A 17623-nucleotide genomic window follows, 5' to 3' on the forward strand; every position below is an offset into this window, starting at 1 on the left:
TTTCCTAATTGAAGGAGCACGTATGAGACTCGCCGTGATCGGGGGCGGTTCGACCTACACCCCCGAGCTCATCGACGGCTTCGCCCGGCTGCGCGACGAGCTGCCGCTCACCGAGATCACCCTGATCGATCCGGACGCCGCGCGGCTCGACCTGGTGGCGGGCGTGTCCCGCAGGATGTTGCGCAGGGCCGGGCACCCGGCCGAGGTGGTCGCCACCGCCGACGTGGCCGAGGGGGTGGCGGGCGCGGACGCCGTGCTCTTCCAGCTCAGGGTGGGCGGCCAGGCCGCGCGGAACGTGGACGAGACGCTGCCGTTGCAGTGCGGCTGCGTCGGACAGGAGACGACCGGGGCGGGCGGGCTGGCCAAGGCCCTGCGCACGGTCCCGGTCGTGCTCGAACTGGCCGAGCAGGTACGCGCCCACGCGCCCGACGCCTGGATCGTCGACTTCACCAACCCGGTCGGCATCGTCACCAGGGCGCTGCTGGACGCGGGGCACCGCGCGATCGGCCTGTGCAACGTGGCGATCGGGTTCCAGCGCCGCTTCGCCCGCCACCTGGACGTGCCGCCGGAGCGGGTCGCGCTCGGGCACGTCGGGCTCAACCACCTGACGTGGGAGCGGTCGGTCCTGGTCGACGGCGTGGACGTGCTGCCGCGACTGCTCGCCGAGCACGGGCAGGAGCTGGCCGACGACCTGGGCCTGCCCGTCGGGCTGCTGCGCAGGCTCCAGGCGGTCCCGTCCTACTACCTGCGCTACTTCTACGCCCACGACCTGGTGGTGTCCGAGCAGCGGGCCAAGCCGTCGCGGGCGGCGGAGGTCGCGGCGATGGAGCAGCAGCTCCTGGAGCTGTACGCCGACCCGGCCGTGGACACCAAGCCGGACCTGCTGGACGAGCGCGGCGGCGCCTACTACTCGGAGGCGGCGGTCGCGCTGATCGCCTCGCTGCTCGGCGACCGGGGCGACGTCCAGGTGGTCAACACCCGCAACGACGGGACGCTGCCGTTCCTGCGCGACGAGGCGGTCATCGAGGTCCCGGCCAGGGTCTCGGTGTCCGGGGCGGCGCCGCTGCCGGTCGATCCGGTGGAGCCGCTGTACGCGGGCCTGATCGCGAACGTCTCGGCGTACGAGGAGCTGGCGCTCGACGCGGCGCTGCACGGCGGCGCGGACCGGGTCCGCAACGCGTTGCTGGCCCATCCGCTGGTCGGCCAGGAGGCCGTCGCGGACGAGCTGACCGGCCTGCTGCTGGCGGCGAACGAGCGGTACCTGTCATGGTGATCATCGCCGTGGACGCGGGCAACAGCAAGACCCACGTCGTCGTGCTCTCCGAGGACGGCACGATCCTGGCCCAGGGCGACGGCGGGCCGTTCGAGCCGCAGACCGTCGGCGTGCCGGCGGCCGTGGACGTCGTGGCGGAGGCGGTCAGGCGGGCGCTCGGCCCGGTGGCCGCTCCCCCGTACGCCGACCGGCTCTGCGCCTACCTGGCCGGGGCCGATCTGCCGGTGGAGGAGGAGGCCCTCGCGGCCGAGTTCCGCGCGCGCGGCATGGCGGCCGACGTCGTCGTGGGGAACGACAGCTTCGCGCTGCTGCGTTCGGGGGCGTCCGGGCCGAGCGGCGTCGCGGTGGTGTGCGGCGCGGGCATCAACGCGGTCGGCGTCTCGCCCACGGGCCGGGTGGCCCGCTTCCCCTCGCTCGGCCGGATCAGCGGCGACTGGGGCGGGGGCGGCGGCCTGGCCGAGGAGGCGTTGTGGCACGCCGTCCGCGCAGAGGACGGCCGGGGCGCGCCGACCGCGCTGACCGGCCTGATCACGGCGCACTTCGGCACGCGGACGGTCGAGGAGGTCGTGCTCGGCGTGCATTTCGGGCAGATCGAGCGGCATCACCTGACCGGGTTCGCGCCCGGGGTGTTCGAGGCCGCCGCGTCGGCTGACGCGATCGCGCTGGAGCTGGTCACCCGGCTGGCCGACGAGATCGTGGTGATGGCCGAGGTGTGCCTGCGCCGGCTGGACCTGCTGGACACCCCGACGGAGGTCGTGCTCGGCGGGGGCGTGCTGCGCGCGCGCATCCCTCTGCTGGTCGCGATGCTGGAGGAGCGGTTCGCCGTACGGGCTCCGCTGGCCAAGCAGGTCATCCCCGACCAGCCACCGATCGTGGGCGCCGCGCTGAACGGTCTGGACCGAATCGGGGCCTCCGAGGAGGCCAAGGCTCGACTCCGAGCGCAGTTCTAGAGGTATTGACGCACGTGGGGCGGTAAGTCTAGAGTCAGCCGCCAACCGTCTGGAAGGTATCCGGACGGTTGGCGGTCAAGGAGGCCACCCATGTCCACCACCCCCAGCCGACGTGAGGTTCTTCGACGTATCGGATTCACCGCCCTCGCGGCGGGCCCGGGCGCCGGGCTGCTCGCCGCGTGCGCCACGGGCCGGTCCGCCGGTCCGGTCGCCTCCACCTCGGCCGCCCCCACCTCGGCCGCCAACCCCCTCGGCGTGGACGCCGCCAGGCCGCTGGAAGTCGTGATCTTCAGCGGCGGCAACGGCGACGGCTACGCGACCGGCCTGCACGAGGCCCTGTACAGCAAGGCGTACAAGACCGCGAAGATCAACCACGTGCCGACGCAGAAGGTGGGCACGCAGCTCCGCCCCCGCTTCATCAGCGGCGACGCGCCCGACGTGGTCAACAACTCCGGCCCCGACGCCCTGGACCTGCAGTCGCTCGTCGCCGAGGGGCACCTCGCCGACCTGACGCCGCTGTTCGACGCCCCCTCGCTGGTGGACCCGGCCAAGAAGGTGCGCGACACGCTGGTCGGCGGGGTCTACGAGAACTCCCTGATCGACGGCGTGCCACGGGTGCTGCAGTACACGGTCGCCCACCGCGCCCTGTGGTACAACGCCAAGCTGTTCGAGCAGCGCGGCTGGCAGGCGCCGAAGACGTGGGCGGAGTTCAACGCCCTCGGCGAGGAGGCCAAGAAGGCCGGCATCGCGCTGTTCGCCTACCCCGGCCAGGTCGGGCCCTTCTACCAGCTCTGGAACCTGGTCTACAGCGCCGCCAAGATCGGCGGCAACAAGGTGATCGTCGACATCGACAACCTCGCCGACGGCGCCTGGCAGGCCGAGCCCGTACGGCAGGCCGTCGCGGCGTGGGCGCAGGTGCAGCGCGACTTCGGCGACAAGGCGTACTTCGGGCTGGACCACACCCAGACGCAGGTCAAACACCTTCAGGACAAGGTGCTGTTCTACCCCTGCGGCTCGTGGCTGGAGAACGAGATGGCCAAGGACCGGCCGGCCTCCTTCGAGTACGCGATCGCCCCGGTCCCCGGCATCACCGCCGCCGACGCGATGCCGTACGAGGCGATCATGATCGGGGTGAGCGAGGCGTTCTTCGTCGCGGCCAAGGGCAAGAACCCGCAGGGCGGCCTGGAGTACCTGCGCCTGATGGTGTCGCGAGAGGGCGCGCGCGGCTACACCGAGATGACCAAGAACCTCACCGTCGTCAACGGCGTGGTCGACGGCCTCGACCTGACCTCGGCGGTGCGCAGCGCCGCCAAGGCCCAGGAGGCCGCCGGGACGGACATCATCACCGACGCCCGCTTCGAGGGCTGGTACAAGGAGCTGTTCGACCACGGGCAGGTCCAGACCAACTCGGTGATGTCCGGACGGATCACGCCGGAGCAGTTCTGCGCCAACATGCAGAAGAAGGCCGACGAGCTCAAGGCCGATCCGTCGATCGCCAAGCAGACCCGGAGCGTCTGAGCGATGAGGCGGCACGGCTTCGTCGCGGGCTTCCTCGCCCTGCCCGTGATCCTCTACGCGGTCTTCGTGATCAGCCCGTACGTCCAGGCGTTCCAGATCGCGCTGACCGACTGGCGCGGGGTGTCGGCGAACCTGAACTTCGTCGGCCTGGACAACTTCCGGCGGATGCTCGGCAACGACACGTTCTGGCAGGCGGTCCGCAACCACGCGGTCCTGCTGGTCACACTGCCGCTGGTGACGATCGCCCTCGCGCTGGTCTTCGCGTACCTGCTCGGGGACTCGGCGGGCACGCCGGGGGCGCGGATCTACCGGGTGATCTTCTTCCTGCCGCAGGTGCTGGCGGTCGCGGTGGTCGGGGTGCTGTTCAAGGCCGTCTACCGGCCGGACGCGAGCGGCGTCCTGAACGGCGCGCTGGCGAAGCTGGGCGTCGAGCCGGTCGGCTGGCTGACGGACCAGGACCTGGCGCTGTGGTCGATCATCGCGGTGATGGTGTGGCAGGCGGTCGGCTTCTACGTCGTGCTGTTCTCGGCCGGGATGGCGGCCATCCCGAAGGACGTGTTCGAGGCGGCCGCCCTCGACGGCGCCGGACGGCTGCGCACGTTCTTCTCCATCACGCTGCCCCTCGTCTGGGACACCGTCCAGGTGGCCTGGGTCTATCTCGGGATCGCCGCGTTCGACGGGTTCGCGCTGGTCAACGTGCTGTCGGTGGAGCAGGGCGGCCCGGACGGCGCGACCACCGTGCTGGCCACGGAGATCTACAAGAATGCCTTCTCCTACTCCCGGTTCGGCTACGCCTCGGCCATGGGCGTGGCGCTGTTCTTCCTGACCCTCACCTTCGCCGCGCTGACGTTGCGCGTGACCCGCCGCCAGAAGGTCGTCTACTGAAATGTTCCGAAAAATCAGCATCCAGGCCGTTCTTGGCCTCTGGGCGCTGCTCATCATCGCCCCGCTGCTGTGGACCCTGCTGGCGTCGTTCAAGAGCAACGCCGAGATCTTCGGCGATGCCCTGCAACTGCCCGGCGAGCTGCGCTGGGACAACTGGGCGCGGGCCTGGGAGCGGGCCAACATCGGCCGCTACCTGCTCAACACGGTCATCGTGGTCTTCTTCGGCGTGGCCGGGACGATGCTGCTCAGCTCGATGGCCGCGTACGTGCTGGCCCGCTACCGCTTCCCGGGCAACCGGCTGGTCTACTTCCTGTTCGTCTCCGGCATGGCCTTCCCCGTCTTCCTGGCGCTCGTGCCGCTGTTCTTCGTGGTGGACGGGCTGGGGCTGCTCAACAGCCATGTCGGCCTGGTGCTGGTCTACGTCGCCTACTCGCTGCCGTTCACGGTGTTCTTCCTGACGTCCTTCTTCAGGGCCCTGCCGGACGCGGTGGCCGAGGCGGCGATGATCGACGGCGCCTCGCACACCCGCGCGTTCTTCCAGGTCATGCTGCCCATGGCCCGGCCCGCGCTGGTCAGCCTGACCATCTTCAACGTGCTCGGCCAGTGGAACCAGTACCTCATCCCGCTGGTCCTGCTGCCCGGCGACAAGAGTTTGTGGGTCATCACCCAGGGCGTGGCCGACATCTCCACCATCGCCGGGTACGAGGCCGACTGGCCCGGACTGTTCGCCGCACTCAGCATGACCGTGCTTCCCGTTGTGCTGGTCTATATCGTCTTCCAGCGACATATCCAGTCCGGGCTGACATCAGGAGCGCTGAAGTAGGCATGTCTTCGGGAAACCCCACCGTCTTCCGTACGCTCAACGAGCGCGCCGCGCTCACCCTGCTCCTTGAGCACGGCGGACTCACCCGCGCCGAGCTGGAACTGCACACGGGCCTGTCCAAGGCGTCGGCGGCCGAGGTGCTGCGCAGGCTGGAGAACAGCGGGCTGGCCAGGAAGGCCGGCCACAAACCGGGCAACGCCGGGCCCGCCGCCCAGATGTGGCAGCTCGACGGCACGGCCGCGCGCGTCGCGGGGGTCGACCTCACCACCAGCTCGATCGAGGTGTCGGTCGCCGACCTGACCGGCCGGGTGGTCGGCGGCCACCGGACCGAGGCGACCGGCGACGCCCGGCGGCTGCTGGCCGAGACGCTCGGCGCGGCCGGGTTCGCCCTGGACGAGCTCGACCAGGTCGTGGTGGGCGTCCCCGGCGTGGTGGAGGCCGACGGCAGGCGGCTGCGGCAGGCCGTGCAGCTCTCCGGCTGGACCGGCCTGGACGACCTGCCGGGCAACGTCCGCCTGGAGAACGACGTCAACCTCGTCGCCATCCGGGAGCTCCAGGAGCACGAGGACAGCAGTTTCGTCCTGCTCTGGGTGGGCGGCGGGGTCGGCGCGGGAGTCGTGCTGAACGGCGGGCTCTGGCGCGGCGTCACCGGGCGCGGCGGCGAGGTCGGCTCGGTCATCGTGCCCGACCCGGTCACCACCGGCCGCCGCTACGGGCAGGACGGCGGGCCGCTCGGCGCGCTGCTCGGCGCCGAGCCGCTGGCCGCGCTGGCCGAGGCGCACGGCCTGGCTGCCGAACCCACGCTGACCGCCGTGAGCCGGACGCTGGCCGACGCCCACCCGGGCTTCCTCGACGACGCCGCCGCACGGGTGGCGCTCGGCGTGACGGCCGCGATCGGGGTGCTGGACCCGGGCCTGGTCGTGCTGGCCGGGCCGCTGTGCGTCGCGGGAGGCGAGCCGCTCAGGGCGCGGGTCGCCGACCGCCTGGCCTCGACGCCGCTGGTGCCGGTGACCGTCGCCCTCAGCGCCGCGCGCGGCAACGCCGTGCTCGACGGTGCCCTCTGCTACGCCCTGGACCTGACCCGCGAGCGGGTCTTCCAAGCCGGGACGGCCGGCCGTACCGGTGAATCCAACCCCTAAGGACGCACATGTTGAGAACCCTCGTGATCGCCGCTCATCCCGACGAGCCCGAGATCTACGCGGGCGGCACGGCCGCGCTGCTGGCACGGGCCGGCCACGCGGTGAAGTTCCTGACGCTCACCAACGGCGACGCCGGGCACCACGTGCTGGAGCGCGGCCCGCTGGCCCGCCGCCGCGCCCAGGAGGCCTGGCGCGCGGCCGACGCCCTGGGCGTGGTGGACTACGAGATCTTCGACGTGCACGACGGCATGCTGGAAGCCACCGTCGAGCTGCGGTTGCGGGTGCTGGCGCAGATCCGCGCCTGGCGGCCCGACCTGGTGATCGCCCTGCACGCCGACGGCGGCGGCCACCCCGACAACCGGGCCGCCGGGCAATTGGCCGCGCACGCGGTCGAGTTCGCGATGACGCGCAACCTGGAGGTGGGCAAGCCGCCCCTGGAGCGCATGCCGCTGTGCCTGCTCATGACGGACTACGCCTCCGCCCCCGTACACCGGCCCGACGTGGTGGTGGACGTCTCCCCGGTGCTGACGGCCAAGCTGGACGCGTGCCTGGCCCACGCCTCCCAGTTCCTGGAGTTCGCGCCGTGGCAGCGGGGCTTCCTGGACCAGGCGCCCCCGCCCGGCGACGTCGCGGCGGGACGGGCGTTCGTGCTCGAACACTGGGCGGACTTCGCGCAGGAGGAGACCTTCCAGCTCGCCGGCTACGGCAGGAAGGCCGACGTGGAGGAGGCCAGGCGCCTTCTCGCCGGGACCCGCGAACCGGCCGCGTAGCCGTCCGCCTCAGCCGGTGTAATTCTTGCCGGGGGCCTTGCCGGGGATCGGCTTGGCGATGGCGGCGACGGGGATGAAGAAGCAGATCTGGCTGATCGCCAGGACGAGCGTCCACAGGGCCTTGTCGTCGTAGTGGGCCGCCGCCCTGGCGTACAGCTCGTCCGGGACGCGTTCCCCGGACGGGTTCGCGGTGAGCACCGCCTCCACCAGCTCCAGCGCCACCCGTTCGGCGCCGGAGAAGTAGGGGGCGTCCCGCCACGACGCCACGGCGGCCAGGCGCTCGTCCGGCTCCCCCGCCCTGCGCAACAGGTCGGACTGCCGGACCGTGTGGTACGTGCTGCCGACGATCTGCCCGGCGCGCAGTTGCACCAGGCCGACGGTGGTCCCGGGGATCGCGCCGTTGCGGGTGGCCTTGGTCATGGCGACGGCGATCTCTCCCAGCTCGGGGAAGAACCTGGAGGGATCGGGCAGACGCGACTGGAGGTTCTCCTGCTCGGTCGTCGTGGACATCGGCTTCCCTTCGTCTGTGTTCGTCTCTCGACGGTCCGACGACGTGACGGCCGGGAATGTGAGGGCTACGCCGCCGTCCAGGGGTGGAGCTTGTCGGGGTTGCGTACCGCCCACAGCCGCGTGATCCGGTCGTCGGCCACGTCGAAGGCCATGACCATCACGGTGACGCCGTCCCGCTGGGCCACCAGGCCGGGCCGGCCGTTGACCGTGCGCTCCAGCAGCGTCATGGACGGCACCCGGGTGCCGATGTCGATGGTGAGACGGGCGAGCCTGTCGGCGCCCTCGACCGGCCGCAGCACGGCGTTGACCACGCCGCCGCCGTCGGCGACGCCGACCACGTCGGGGTCCAGGAGGGCGATGAGGGCCTCGATGTCCTTGGCCTCCCACGCCTGCTTGAACTCGCGGACGATGCCGGCCTGCCGGGCCACGGGCGTCGCGACCGAGGTCCGCGCGGCGTCGATGCGGTGGCGGGCGGAGGAGGCCAGCTTGCGGCAGGCGGCCGGGGTGCGTCCGACGATCTCCGCCACCTCGGCGAAGGGGTAGCGGAAGACGTCGTGCAGGACGAACGCGACCCGCTCGGCCGGTGTCATCGACTCCAGCACGACGAGGAAGGCCATGTTGACCGACTCGTCCAGGGTGACCCGGTCGGCCGGGTCGTCGCCGGGCCACTCGCTGCGGTCGGGCAGCGGTTCGGGGATCCACTCGCCCACGTAGCGCTCGCGGCGGGCGCGGGCCGAGCCGAGCTGGTCCAGGCAGATGCGGCCGGCGACCCTGGTCAGCCAGGCGCCCGGCGACTCGATGGCCTCCTGCCGCTGCCGGGACATGGCGTACCAGCGGGTGTAGGTCTCCTGGACGACGTCTTCTGCGTCGGCCAGCGAGCCGAGGAGGCGGTAGGCGAGGTTGATGAGCTGCCTGCGCTCGCTCATGATCGCGTCCAGGCTCGGGTCGGATGCGGTGCTCATGGTGTGGACGACTCCCTTAGTCGCTTTTGCCCTAGTGTGTCCGACGAGACAGCGCCTCCGATCGTGAGGTCACCGCGCCACCTCACATTCCCGGCGGTCACGTCGTCGGACTATCGAAGGCAAGCCCCAGAAGCGGGCCGCCACCACCCGGCGGCCGAGGAGTTCCCCATGTTGCTACGTGTCGCGATCACCCTGCAGACCCTGGCCCTGTTCGCCGCGCCGGTCACCGCCGGACTACTGCTGTCGGTGCCCAACGGCCAGCCGATGCACAGTGCCGCCGCGTACACGGTGTTCGTCGTGGCGGTGCTGCACCTGGTCGCCGCGATCCTGGCGTGGCGGCCGGGCGGCGGCTCCCCGAAGCCGATCATGCACGCGGCGGGGTTCCTGGTACTGGTCAGCGCCCAGGTCGCGCTGGGCATCGCGCACGTGACGACCCTGCACGTGCCGCTGGGCGTGCTGCTGTTCGCCGGAAGCGTGCTTCAGCTCAGCCGGGCCTGGACGGCGCGGTCCAGCGACCGGGTCAGCCGCACGCCCTCCTCGGTGTAGCCGAGAGCCGCGTAGAAACGGCGGGCGGTCGTGTTGGCCGCCCCGGTCTCCAGGGTGACGTGACGCAGCCCCTGGTCACGCGCCCACTCCTCGGCCGCCGCCATGAGCCGGCGCCCCAGACCGCCACGGACGGCCTCGGGGGCGACGGCCAGCTCGCCGACGTAGGCGTCCTCGTCGCCGGTGCTTCAGCGCAGGTCTCCGGTGATGATCCACAGGTGGCCGTACGGGTCGCGGAGGCGGCCCGAGCGCTTGCCGTAGGGGCGGTTCTCGATCGGCACGACCGCCTGCGCCCCCTGGGCGGTCATGCGCTTGCCGACGGCGTCGGGGTCGCCGACCTCGATCTCCAGGAGCACCGGGGAGCCGCCCAGATCGTCCGGCGACAGCCAGCCCCACGAGGCGACGGCGGGTGAGACCCGGAACGCGGCGTTCCCGAGGCGGTGCTCGATGACGGCGGGCCGCCCGTCGTCGCCCTGGCCGGCGCGGAACACCTGCTCGGCTCCCATGGTGTCCTGGTAGAAGGCGGAGGCCCGGTCGGGGTCGGGCACGATCAGACGAGGAATGAGGTTCACGTTCATGCGGCCATCGTGGCGGCGCGTGGCGGCGGGGGTCTTGAACATCTGGGAACGACCCCTCGCAGGTCGCGGACGTCAGCATGGCGAGGGGCAGGGGCGGGGCTGGTGTTACGGCGTGGTTCGAGGCTGGGGGGCTGGGCCTTCGGTGCGTAGCCATTCCGTGGGGGTGCAGCCGGCCATGGCGCGCCACTCCCGGGTGAGGTGGGCCTGGTCGGCGAAGCCCGACGCGGCGGCCACGTCCGCCAGCCCGGCCGCGCCGGACCGCGCGGCGGCCACGAGCCGCGCCCGGGCGGCCTCGAAGCGGACGAGCCGCTGGTACTCCTTCGGCGTCACCCCGAACTCCGCGCGCACCGCGCTGCTCAGGTGGCGCCGCGAGCACCCGAGGAGCCGGGCGGCCTCCTCGACCCGGTCGGTCCCGGACAGGGCCGCGAGCGCGGCGCGGGACGAACGGCGGGCGGCGCGATCGCCGTGCCGGGACAGGCCGGCCAGCAGGCGGCGTTCGACGAGGGCGCGGCGCTGCGCCCAGGACCGGCAGGCCGCCAGGCGCTCGGGCAGGTCGGCCAGCGACGGGACGACGTCGGCGAGCTCGGCCACCTCCCCGGCCAGCGCCGACGCGGGGACCCCGAGCAGCGCGGCGGCGCCCGGCGGGGTGAGCGTCAGCCACACCCCGCGCGTGCACCCTCGCTGCCTCAGCTCGGCCGCGTCCAGGTGCAGCCCGGCCACGGCGGCCCGCAGCCGCCGCCCCGCGCCCGGCCGCCCGACCCATGCGATGTCGACCGGGTCCGCCTCCGGGATCGTGATCGACACCGTGGACGACGGCAACCCGCGATGAACCCCGCCCGAGCCGGGCCCGAGGTCGTAGGCGGCCAGCGCCGTCACGTACGGCGACAGCGCGGCGGGCATGCCATCAGCGCTCACCTCACCACAGTACGGGCCCCCGGACGCCGCAGGTTCGACGTGCGGGTGCAGGGCAGGCCGGGCGGGGTGGCGGCCAGGGCATGCACACACTCGTCAAGGGACTGATCGCGGGAGCGGCAGGCACCACGGCGCTCAACACCGTCTCCTACCTGGACATGCTCGTCCGGGCGCGGGCCGCGAGCAGCACGCCGCGGCAGGCCGTGGAGAAGCTGTCCGACCTGACGCACACCGACCTCGGCGACGGCGACCGGGCCGCCAACCGCACCGAGGCACTGGGTTCGCTCATGGGGTACGCGACCGGGATCGCCTACGGGGTCCTGTCGGGGCGGCGCAGGTCGTGGCCGGTTGCGTGCTGGCGCTCACCGCTCTGGCCATGTCCGGCTCGAACGTGCCGCTGACGCTGCTCGACGTCACCCATCCGCGCGAGTGGCCGGCGGGCGCGTGGGTCTCCGACGTGGTCCCGCACCTCGCGTACGGGATCACGGCGCACGCGGCGTACGAGCTGATGCGCCGACCCCGGCCCGGCGGATTCTGTCGGTCGCGCGGTGCATGATCGAGCCGTCAGACCGCGACCGCACGGAACAGGAGATCGGGGATGTCCCCCACGCATCCGCAGGTGATCGGCCACGCCTTCCTCAAGGCCATGTACGACGACGGCTACTACCCCGATCACGTCGTCGACAAGGGCAGGGCCGTCCTGCTGCGGCTGTGCGAGCGCGTCGAGACCGAGCGGCCCGCCGATCTGGCGGCCCTCTACGCGCTGACGCACGCCGCGACGGAGGAGTTCAACGAGCTCGACGAGGAGTTCCACGAGGCCGGCAGCGAGATCGAGACCGTCGCGCGCGACGCGATCGGCGAGGAGTTCTGGTTCGTGGCCTCGACCTACGGCTTCCCCGACGCGGACGTGGAGGAGCTGATCGCCCCACGCGAGTGGTGACCCGCCCGGAGACGTCAGGTCCCGGGGGCGAGCCGGGCGTAGGCCGCGGGCGTCAGGTCCGGGTGTTGAGCCGGGCGTAGGCCGCGGGCGGCATGCCGACGGCGGCCGTGAAGTCGCGGGTCAGGTGGGCCTGGTCGGTGTAGCCGAGCTCGGCGGCGAGCGTGGCGAGGTCGAGGCCCTGGTGCACGCGTTCGGCGGCCTCGTGCAGCCGGAAGCGGCGGATCACCCATTTAGGGCCGATGCCGACATAGTCCCGGAACAGCCGTTGCAGGGAGCGGACCGACCGGCCCCGCCGAGGAACGTCCGGAAGCCGCCGGGGCGGAAGCGGGTGCCGAGCGCCCGGCCGCTGCCCCGCATCGTGTACGAGAAACCGCCGTCGATCACGCCCGCGATCTGGTGGAAGTCCTGGACGATCGTCATGTTCACGGTCGGGTGCGACAGGATGCGCTGCTCGTACGGCTCGGCGAGGTCGGTCCAGGTGACGACCCAGAAGTGGTCGACGTACGCCGCCTGCTCCGGCGTCGGCGCCTGGCGCGCGAAGTCGAAGGCGGCGAGCCCCGCGTACGGGTTGACCCAGCCGCGCTGTCGCGTTTCTACAAGCCGCGCCTCGGGCAGGCGGGACACCATGTCTGCCATGGAAGACATGATGCCGCTGATGACCCGTGTCACCGGCCGGACCGCGAGTCTGGTGACCGCGGTGCGGCCCGAGCAGTTCGGGTCCCCGACGCCCTGCGCGGAGTTCGACGTCAAGGCGCTGGTCAACCACCTGGAATGGGTGGCGGAGATGTTCGAGTCGCTGGCGCGCGGCGGGGAGCGCACCGAGCAGGGCCCGTACGCGGGTGACTTCCCGGAACGGTCCCGGCGCATGCTGGCCGCCTGGTCGCGGCCGGAGGCGTGGGAGGGCACGTGCGCCGCGCTGGGCGGCCTGCCGATGACCATGGTGGCCCACCTGTGGCTGGTCGACATGGTCGTCCACGGCTGGGACCTGGCCAGGGCCACCGGCCAGGCGTACGAACCGGACGCGGAGGCGGTGTCCCGGGGGCTGCGGTTCACCGAGGAGACGGTGGAGATGGGCAGGCGGCGCGGGGCGTTCGGGCCGCCGGTGGCGGTGCCGGACGACGCCCCGCCGTTCGACCGCCTGATCGGCCTGATCGGCCGCGACCCGGCCTGGAAGCCCTGACCTTCCGGCCGGTGCGGGGACCCGGCGGCTCACCGGCGAAGGGGGCGCCGCGGCAGCTCCCAAATGCGCGCAGCGCCCCCGCGGGACCCGTCGGCGGGCCCCTGGGAGGCGCTGCGTGAGCGCGCACGACGCAGCGCCTCCCAGGTCGGTGGTGGGGCCGGAGGTCAGCCCGGGGTGCAGGTGAGGGTGGCGGGTGGGGTGTTGGTGCCGGAGTAGGCGCCGGTGAAGCCGAAGGACGTGATGGCGTTCGGCTGGAGGGTGCCGTTGTAGCCGGCGTCGGTGACGGTCACGTTCGCGCTGGACTGGGTCAGGGTGCCGCTCCAGAGCTGGGTGATCTTCTGGTCGCCGCCGTAGGTCCAGGTGACCTTCCACGACCTGGTGGCGGTGGCGCCGGTGTTCCTGACCGTGACCTCCGCCTGGAAGCCACCGGGCCAGGAGTTGCCGGGGGTGTAGGTGGCGGCGCAGCCCGAGCCCGTGGTGGGGGTGACGGTCGGCGTGACGGTCGGGGTCGCCGTGGGGGTGACGGTCGGGGTCACGGTGGGGGTCGCGGGCGGGGTCGGGGTCGCGGTCGGGGTGACGACGGGGCCGGTGCGGTCGCCGTACAGGATGCCGCGGCCGTTGGTGCCCAGGTAGACGCGGCCGTAGACGCGCGGGTCGCCGGTCAGGGCCTCGCCCATGTTGCCCCACTGGTGCTTGTCGTCGTTGACGCGCACCCAGCTCGCGCCGGCGTCGTCGGAGCGGTACAGGCCCGTGACACCGCCGATGGTGGCCACGGTGAAGACCGCCAGGTACGTCCCGCCGGGCGCCGCCTTGCCGAAGCCGACGTTGACCGACCCGGTGACCCCGGGCACCTTGGCGAAGGACGTGCCGCTGTTCGTGGAGTGCCACAGGCCGCCCTCGCCGGCCACCCAGACGTCGCCCTCGACGCCGGGCACGGCCTTGAACTTACAGGTCGCGGGCAGGCCGGTGGCCGCGGTGGCGGTGAAGGCGGCGCCGCCGTTCGTGCTGAGGTAGAGCCGGCCGCCGCTCAGGCCGTAGAACCTGGCCGGGTTCACCCGATCCGACTCCACGACGGCGTCCGTGGGCAGGCCGGCGGCCGGTTGCCAGGAGTTGCCGTAGCCGGCCGAGTAGACCGGGGCGACGCCCTTGGGCGCCCACACGAAGCGGGAGCCGTCGGCGGCGGCCGCGACCGTGCCGCCCTCGTTGACGCCGCCGGGCTCGCCGCCCTGGAACCAGTTCGCGCCGCCGTCGGTGGAGAAGGCGACGTGGCTGTCGCCGGGACGGTCCGCGTCGGTGAAGCTGCCCGCCCTGACCATGACCGAGGGCGACCTCTCGGCGTAGTCGAGGCTGGTGGTGGAGGTGAAGACCGGCGCGGTGAACATCATGGACGGCACCGCGTCCAGGTTGGCGTGCCGGAAGCCGCCGATGTCACCCAGGCCGCTGACCAGCGGCGCGCCGCTCGGCGGGCTGATCAGGTCGAGCACGGCGGTCTCCTCCAGCCCCCTCGCCATGGGCCTGATCGTGAACTGGGCGCCGGAGTCCCACTTCGTGAGGTCCTCGGTGCCGTAGATCGTGGCGCCGGTGCCGTACATCATCCTGTTGGAGTCGAACGGGTCGATCTCCAGCGACTCGGTCATCCAGCCGAGCTTGGGCGTGACCTCCGGCGGTTGCGGGTTGGCGCCGAAGGTCAGCCACGGGTCCTCGGTGATGTCCATCTTGTAGCGGAAGCTGCGGTTCGGGTACGACGTCCAGTCCCAGACCCGGGTCCAGGTGGCGCCGGAGTCGGTGGAGCGGAAGAAGATCACGTCCGGCCACCAGGCGATCTGGGTGGCGACCATGATCGTGCCGGGGTGTTGCCGGTCGATGGTCAGGCCGCTGTAGCCGAAGTAGTCGTCGCTGCTCGACGAGGCGACGGGGCTGATCTGGGTCCACGTGCCGGTCGCGGTGGCGTAGCGCCAGACCTCGCCCTTGGCGCCGTCGTACGGGCCGCCGGTGTCGCTGGTGGCGAGGTAGAGGTAGCCGTTCACGGTGTCGAGCACGCCCTTGTGCGGCAGGTGGCCGGTCGGCTGGCCGGGGAGGCGGGCCCAGGTGGCGCCGGCGTCGGTGCTGCGGTAGACGCTGTTCGCCTTGTCGGCGACGCCCACGTAGATGGTCCTGGTGGCGCTGCCCTTGGCCGACGAGCGCGGGTCGTAGGTCACCCAGAGCACGCCGGGCTTGTGGCTGAGGTAGCCGTTGGCGTCGTTCGGGTCCTGGGCGTAGGTGCCGGCGTTGGGGAAGCTCGTCACCTTGGCCCAGGTCGCGCCGTAGTCCGTGCTGCGCCACAGGCCGTTGTCGTTGGGAGCGCCGAGGTAGAGCACGCTGTTCTTGTTCGGGTCCACCGACAGGGCCTCGCCCATGCCGCGGCCGGGCATGTTGCCGCCGAGCTTGAACGGCAGGGGCGTGACCTGCCAGTTGTCGCCCTTGTCGGTGGAACGGAGGATCGCGCCGTTGTTGGGGTCCCAGCTGTTGGTGTACATGCCGGCGGCGGCGTACAGGCGGTTGGTCTCCACGGGGTCGGTGGCGAGGCTGATCACGCCGTTGTAGCCCCATTTGTCATAGCCGACCCAGTCGAGCAAGGGGGTCCACGACTTGTTCGACTGGTTCCACCGGTACGCCCCGCCGATGTCGGTACGGGCGTAGACGAGGTTCTTCTCGGTCTGGTTGAAAACGATCCCCGGCACGAACCCGCCACCGTCGATCCGCACGTTCTTGAACGCGTACGGATCCGACGCCACGGCCGAGACCGGCGACATCCGCACGACCGCGGCCACCAGCAGGACGGCGGCGGTCGCGAGCATGACGAACAACCTTCTTCGCATGCGCGGCTTCCTTTCCAGGCACGCCACAAGGCGCCCCACGGCTTCAGACGACCGCCATGCACGACCAGATTGCAGGACCCTGACCGTCACCGCGCCTTCGCGCATGAGCTATCAACCAAGAGGCTCACACACGGGCGACCCGATGGTCAATAGTTTGGTCAAACAACGAATTAACGAACGGCAGCGACGTGCTCGGCACTCTCCTGAGCAGGGACGGCACGCCGTCCGACGGCGACGAGCGCCGCGGCGATGTACAGAACCTGCTCCGGGATCCGCTCCCACAACGGCGTCGCCTCCCCGCCCGCGAAGGGCACGCCGGAGACCGCCGCGTAGACGTTCGCCGGAAGCAGGAGGACGAACAGCAGGGCCAGGCAGAGCCCGGCGGCCCTGCGCGTGCCGGGCAGCACCAGCCCGAGCGCCCCGGCCAGCTCGAACACGCCGGTCAGGTGGACCATCGCGGCGGGGAACGGCACGAAGGGCGGCACCATGCGCACCAGGTCGCCATGGTTCGGCATGAAGGTCACACCTTCGGGGACGAAGTGCGCGCTTCCCGTCATGACCAGCATGACCGCCAGCCCGTGCGCCACGGACACCTGCCACGCGCCGAACCGCCGCACCCCGAGCACGCCCAGCAACCGGAAGCCCAGCGTTGCCACCAAGAGAACGATCACCGTCACCCGTAACACCTCATTGGATAGTAGCGTTATCCGAACTTGGATAACGCTACTATCCAATGCGGGTGGACGCAAGCGCGGGTCAGCGGGCCAGCGAGAAGTCCCTGAGCCGCAGGTCGCCCTTGAAGACCAGGTACACGGCGCCCTTGCCGGGCCGCACGGTCGCGGTGACCGTGTCCCACCGGTAGACCCCGCCGGTCGCCGGCACGGCGGCCGTGCCGAGCAGCGCGCCGGTCGGCGAGCTGGCGTCGGCCCGGCCAGCACGTAGTAGTCCATGACGTCGTCGGGCACCACGATCTGCACGACGCTGTGCGTGGACCGGCACATGTCGAACTCGATCGGCGCCCCGCTGTCCACCAGCACGCCGTAGCCCCTGCTCGACAGGTACAGCGGGATGTTCTTGTAGGCCCGCTGCGACTCCGCGCCGAAGGCGTCGAAGTTCCACATCAGGGGCCGCTGCCCGCGCTTGTCCAGCCGCGCGAACGACTCCCCGAACCCGGCGAACGCCTCGTCCGGCGCCGCCGCGAAGCTCTCGTGGTAGGCGACCGCCGTCCCGCCCGCCGAGGAGCGGCCGAACGGCAGCGTGCGCAGCCGGCCGCTGATGTCGGTGTGCCCGCGGTCCTGCTCGACCAGGGTGCGCCCGGCGGCGTCCGTGAAACGCAGATAGAAGGGCGCGAGCCGGATCTCGGCCCGCAGCGAGCCCGCGTCGACCACGATCGGCTCCCCCGCGGTCACCCGCGCCTGCGCGTAGGAGCCCGGCCGGACCAGGGGCAGGGCGGCCTCCGAGCGCGGCCGGGCGGTGGCGTCCTGCGACAACCGCACCCGGATGACGCCCTCCCCGGCCACGCCGACCTGGACGACCAGCGTCTCCTCCGCCGTCGTGACCGCCTTCAGCATCACCTCCGAGCCGCCGGCGGCGACCGGCTCGGCTCCCGTCACCGCGGACAGGCCGCCCTCGCCGGGCGCGCGTACCGGCAGTTCGGGCGGGTCCGCGACGAAGTACTCGTGCGCGACCAGCGGGGGGCGAAAGGGCATTAAAGCTCCTTTTCAGGGCCGATCCGACTCGGCAATTAGTTTGGCTTCCATACCAACAAAAATCAACAGCTCG

General features: G+C 71.8%; 21 protein-coding genes and 1 pseudogene. 12 read left to right on the forward strand and 10 right to left on the reverse strand.

Annotated elements, in window-relative coordinates; all coding sequences use genetic code 11:
- Positions 1-22: 22 nt before the first annotated feature.
- From ACIHAD_RS03745 to ACIHAD_RS03775, 7 genes are all read left to right on the forward strand, one after another.
- Positions 23-1273, forward strand: coding sequence for a 6-phospho-beta-glucosidase (locus ACIHAD_RS03745; RefSeq protein ID WP_397352785.1), 1251 nt, complete (start codon positions 23-25; stop codon positions 1271-1273).
- Positions 1267-2223, forward strand: coding sequence for an N-acetylglucosamine kinase (locus ACIHAD_RS03750; protein WP_397352786.1), 957 nt, complete (start codon positions 1267-1269; stop codon positions 2221-2223). The genes ACIHAD_RS03745 and ACIHAD_RS03750 overlap by 7 nt, the downstream gene beginning before the upstream one ends.
- A gap of 90 nt (positions 2224-2313) precedes the next feature.
- Positions 2314-3741: an N-acetylglucosamine/diacetylchitobiose ABC transporter substrate-binding protein gene (gene ngcE / locus ACIHAD_RS03755; protein ID WP_397352787.1), complete on the forward strand. Its 1428-nt coding sequence runs from the start codon at positions 2314-2316 to the stop codon at positions 3739-3741.
- Between the two features lie 3 nt (positions 3742-3744).
- Positions 3745-4626 (forward strand): carbohydrate ABC transporter permease, encoded by an 882-nt coding sequence (locus ACIHAD_RS03760; protein ID WP_397352788.1) that lies wholly within the window; start codon positions 3745-3747, stop codon positions 4624-4626.
- Position 4627: 1 nt separating this feature from the next.
- Positions 4628-5449 carry a carbohydrate ABC transporter permease gene (locus ACIHAD_RS03765; RefSeq protein WP_397352789.1) on the forward strand — a complete coding sequence of 274 codons (822 nt, stop codon included), beginning with the start codon at positions 4628-4630 and terminating at the stop codon, positions 5447-5449.
- Positions 5450-5451: 2 nt separating this feature from the next.
- Entirely contained in the window at positions 5452-6588 is a 1137-nt protein-coding gene (locus ACIHAD_RS03770) for an ROK family protein (protein WP_397352790.1), read from the forward strand.
- Between the two features lie 8 nt (positions 6589-6596).
- Positions 6597-7358, forward strand: a complete 762-nt coding sequence (locus ACIHAD_RS03775) for a PIG-L deacetylase family protein (RefSeq protein WP_397352792.1) — start codon at positions 6597-6599, stop codon at positions 7356-7358.
- A 9-nt stretch (positions 7359-7367) separates the two neighbouring features.
- Here ACIHAD_RS03775 and ACIHAD_RS03780 read toward each other — a convergent pair whose 3' ends face one another.
- Together ACIHAD_RS03780 and sigJ are read right to left on the reverse strand one after the other, a co-directional pair.
- Positions 7368-7868: a carboxymuconolactone decarboxylase family protein gene (locus tag ACIHAD_RS03780; RefSeq protein WP_397352793.1), complete on the reverse strand. Its 501-nt coding sequence runs from the start codon at positions 7866-7868 to the stop codon at positions 7368-7370.
- Between the two features lie 65 nt (positions 7869-7933).
- The gene (sigJ, locus tag ACIHAD_RS03785) at positions 7934-8830 is read right to left on the reverse strand and encodes an RNA polymerase sigma factor SigJ (protein ID WP_397352794.1); all 897 of its coding nucleotides are present in this window, start codon (positions 8828-8830) and stop codon (positions 7934-7936) included.
- Between the two features lie 168 nt (positions 8831-8998).
- On the opposite strand from sigJ, the gene ACIHAD_RS03790 reads away from it, so the two are divergent.
- Positions 8999-9376: a hypothetical protein gene (locus ACIHAD_RS03790; RefSeq protein WP_397352795.1), complete on the forward strand. Its 378-nt coding sequence runs from the start codon at positions 8999-9001 to the stop codon at positions 9374-9376.
- On the opposite strand, the gene ACIHAD_RS03795 is transcribed toward ACIHAD_RS03790, so the two are convergent.
- The 3 genes from ACIHAD_RS03795 to ACIHAD_RS03805 form a co-directional block, all read right to left on the reverse strand.
- Entirely contained in the window at positions 9310-9528 is a 219-nt protein-coding gene (locus ACIHAD_RS03795) for a GNAT family N-acetyltransferase (RefSeq protein ID WP_397353039.1), read from the reverse strand. The genes ACIHAD_RS03790 and ACIHAD_RS03795 overlap by 67 nt on opposite strands.
- Before the next feature lie 33 nt (positions 9529-9561).
- Positions 9562-9951 carry a VOC family protein gene (locus ACIHAD_RS03800; protein WP_397352796.1) on the reverse strand — a complete coding sequence of 130 codons (390 nt, stop codon included), beginning with the start codon at positions 9949-9951 and terminating at the stop codon, positions 9562-9564.
- A gap of 105 nt (positions 9952-10056) precedes the next feature.
- Positions 10057-10866, reverse strand: a complete 810-nt coding sequence (locus ACIHAD_RS03805; protein ID WP_397352797.1) for a helix-turn-helix domain-containing protein — start codon at positions 10864-10866, stop codon at positions 10057-10059.
- A gap of 80 nt (positions 10867-10946) precedes the next feature.
- Between ACIHAD_RS03805 and ACIHAD_RS03810 the strand changes: the two genes are divergently transcribed.
- Genes ACIHAD_RS03810 through ACIHAD_RS03820 form a run of 3 tightly spaced genes read left to right on the forward strand, consistent with a single transcriptional unit; the run spans position 10947 to position 11803 of the window.
- Positions 10947-11264: a hypothetical protein gene (locus ACIHAD_RS03810; RefSeq protein ID WP_397352798.1), complete on the forward strand. Its 318-nt coding sequence runs from the start codon at positions 10947-10949 to the stop codon at positions 11262-11264.
- Positions 11240-11419 carry a hypothetical protein gene (locus tag ACIHAD_RS03815; RefSeq protein WP_397352800.1) on the forward strand — a complete coding sequence of 60 codons (180 nt, stop codon included), beginning with the start codon at positions 11240-11242 and terminating at the stop codon, positions 11417-11419. The genes ACIHAD_RS03810 and ACIHAD_RS03815 overlap by 25 nt, the downstream gene beginning before the upstream one ends.
- Before the next feature lie 42 nt (positions 11420-11461).
- Positions 11462-11803 (forward strand): DUF5713 family protein, encoded by a 342-nt coding sequence (locus tag ACIHAD_RS03820; protein ID WP_397352801.1) that lies wholly within the window; start codon positions 11462-11464, stop codon positions 11801-11803.
- Positions 11804-11855: 52 nt separating this feature from the next.
- Here the strand turns inward: ACIHAD_RS03820 and ACIHAD_RS03825 are convergent, their stop codons facing one another.
- Together ACIHAD_RS03825 and ACIHAD_RS03830 are read right to left on the reverse strand one after the other, a co-directional pair.
- Positions 11856-12074, reverse strand: a complete 219-nt coding sequence (locus tag ACIHAD_RS03825; RefSeq protein ID WP_397353040.1) for a helix-turn-helix domain-containing protein — start codon at positions 12072-12074, stop codon at positions 11856-11858.
- Positions 12026-12439: a DUF6597 domain-containing transcriptional factor gene (locus tag ACIHAD_RS03830; RefSeq protein ID WP_397352802.1), complete on the reverse strand. Its 414-nt coding sequence runs from the start codon at positions 12437-12439 to the stop codon at positions 12026-12028. The genes ACIHAD_RS03825 and ACIHAD_RS03830 overlap by 49 nt, the downstream gene beginning before the upstream one ends.
- On the opposite strand from ACIHAD_RS03830, the gene ACIHAD_RS03835 reads away from it, so the two are divergent.
- Positions 12438-12983: a TIGR03086 family metal-binding protein gene (locus ACIHAD_RS03835; RefSeq protein ID WP_397352803.1), complete on the forward strand. Its 546-nt coding sequence runs from the start codon at positions 12438-12440 to the stop codon at positions 12981-12983. The genes ACIHAD_RS03830 and ACIHAD_RS03835 overlap by 2 nt on opposite strands.
- 164 nt (positions 12984-13147) lie before the next feature.
- On the opposite strand, the gene ACIHAD_RS03840 is transcribed toward ACIHAD_RS03835, so the two are convergent.
- The 3 genes and pseudogenes from ACIHAD_RS03840 to ACIHAD_RS03850 form a co-directional block, all read right to left on the reverse strand.
- Positions 13148-15841 carry a cellulose binding domain-containing protein gene (locus ACIHAD_RS03840; protein WP_397352804.1) on the reverse strand — a complete coding sequence of 898 codons (2694 nt, stop codon included), beginning with the start codon at positions 15839-15841 and terminating at the stop codon, positions 13148-13150.
- Between the two features lie 756 nt (positions 15842-16597).
- Positions 16598-16960, reverse strand: coding sequence for a carbohydrate-binding protein (locus tag ACIHAD_RS03845; RefSeq protein ID WP_397353041.1), 363 nt, complete (start codon positions 16958-16960; stop codon positions 16598-16600).
- A pseudogene (locus tag ACIHAD_RS03850) lies at positions 16855-17550 on the reverse strand (alpha-xylosidase); the annotation flags it as partial. The gene ACIHAD_RS03845 and the pseudogene ACIHAD_RS03850, both read right to left, overlap by 106 nt.
- Between the last annotated feature and the right edge of the window lie 73 nt (positions 17551-17623).

This window comes from Nonomuraea sp. NPDC052265 (genome assembly GCF_044547985.1).
Classification (GTDB): domain Bacteria; phylum Actinomycetota; class Actinomycetes; order Streptosporangiales; family Streptosporangiaceae; genus Nonomuraea.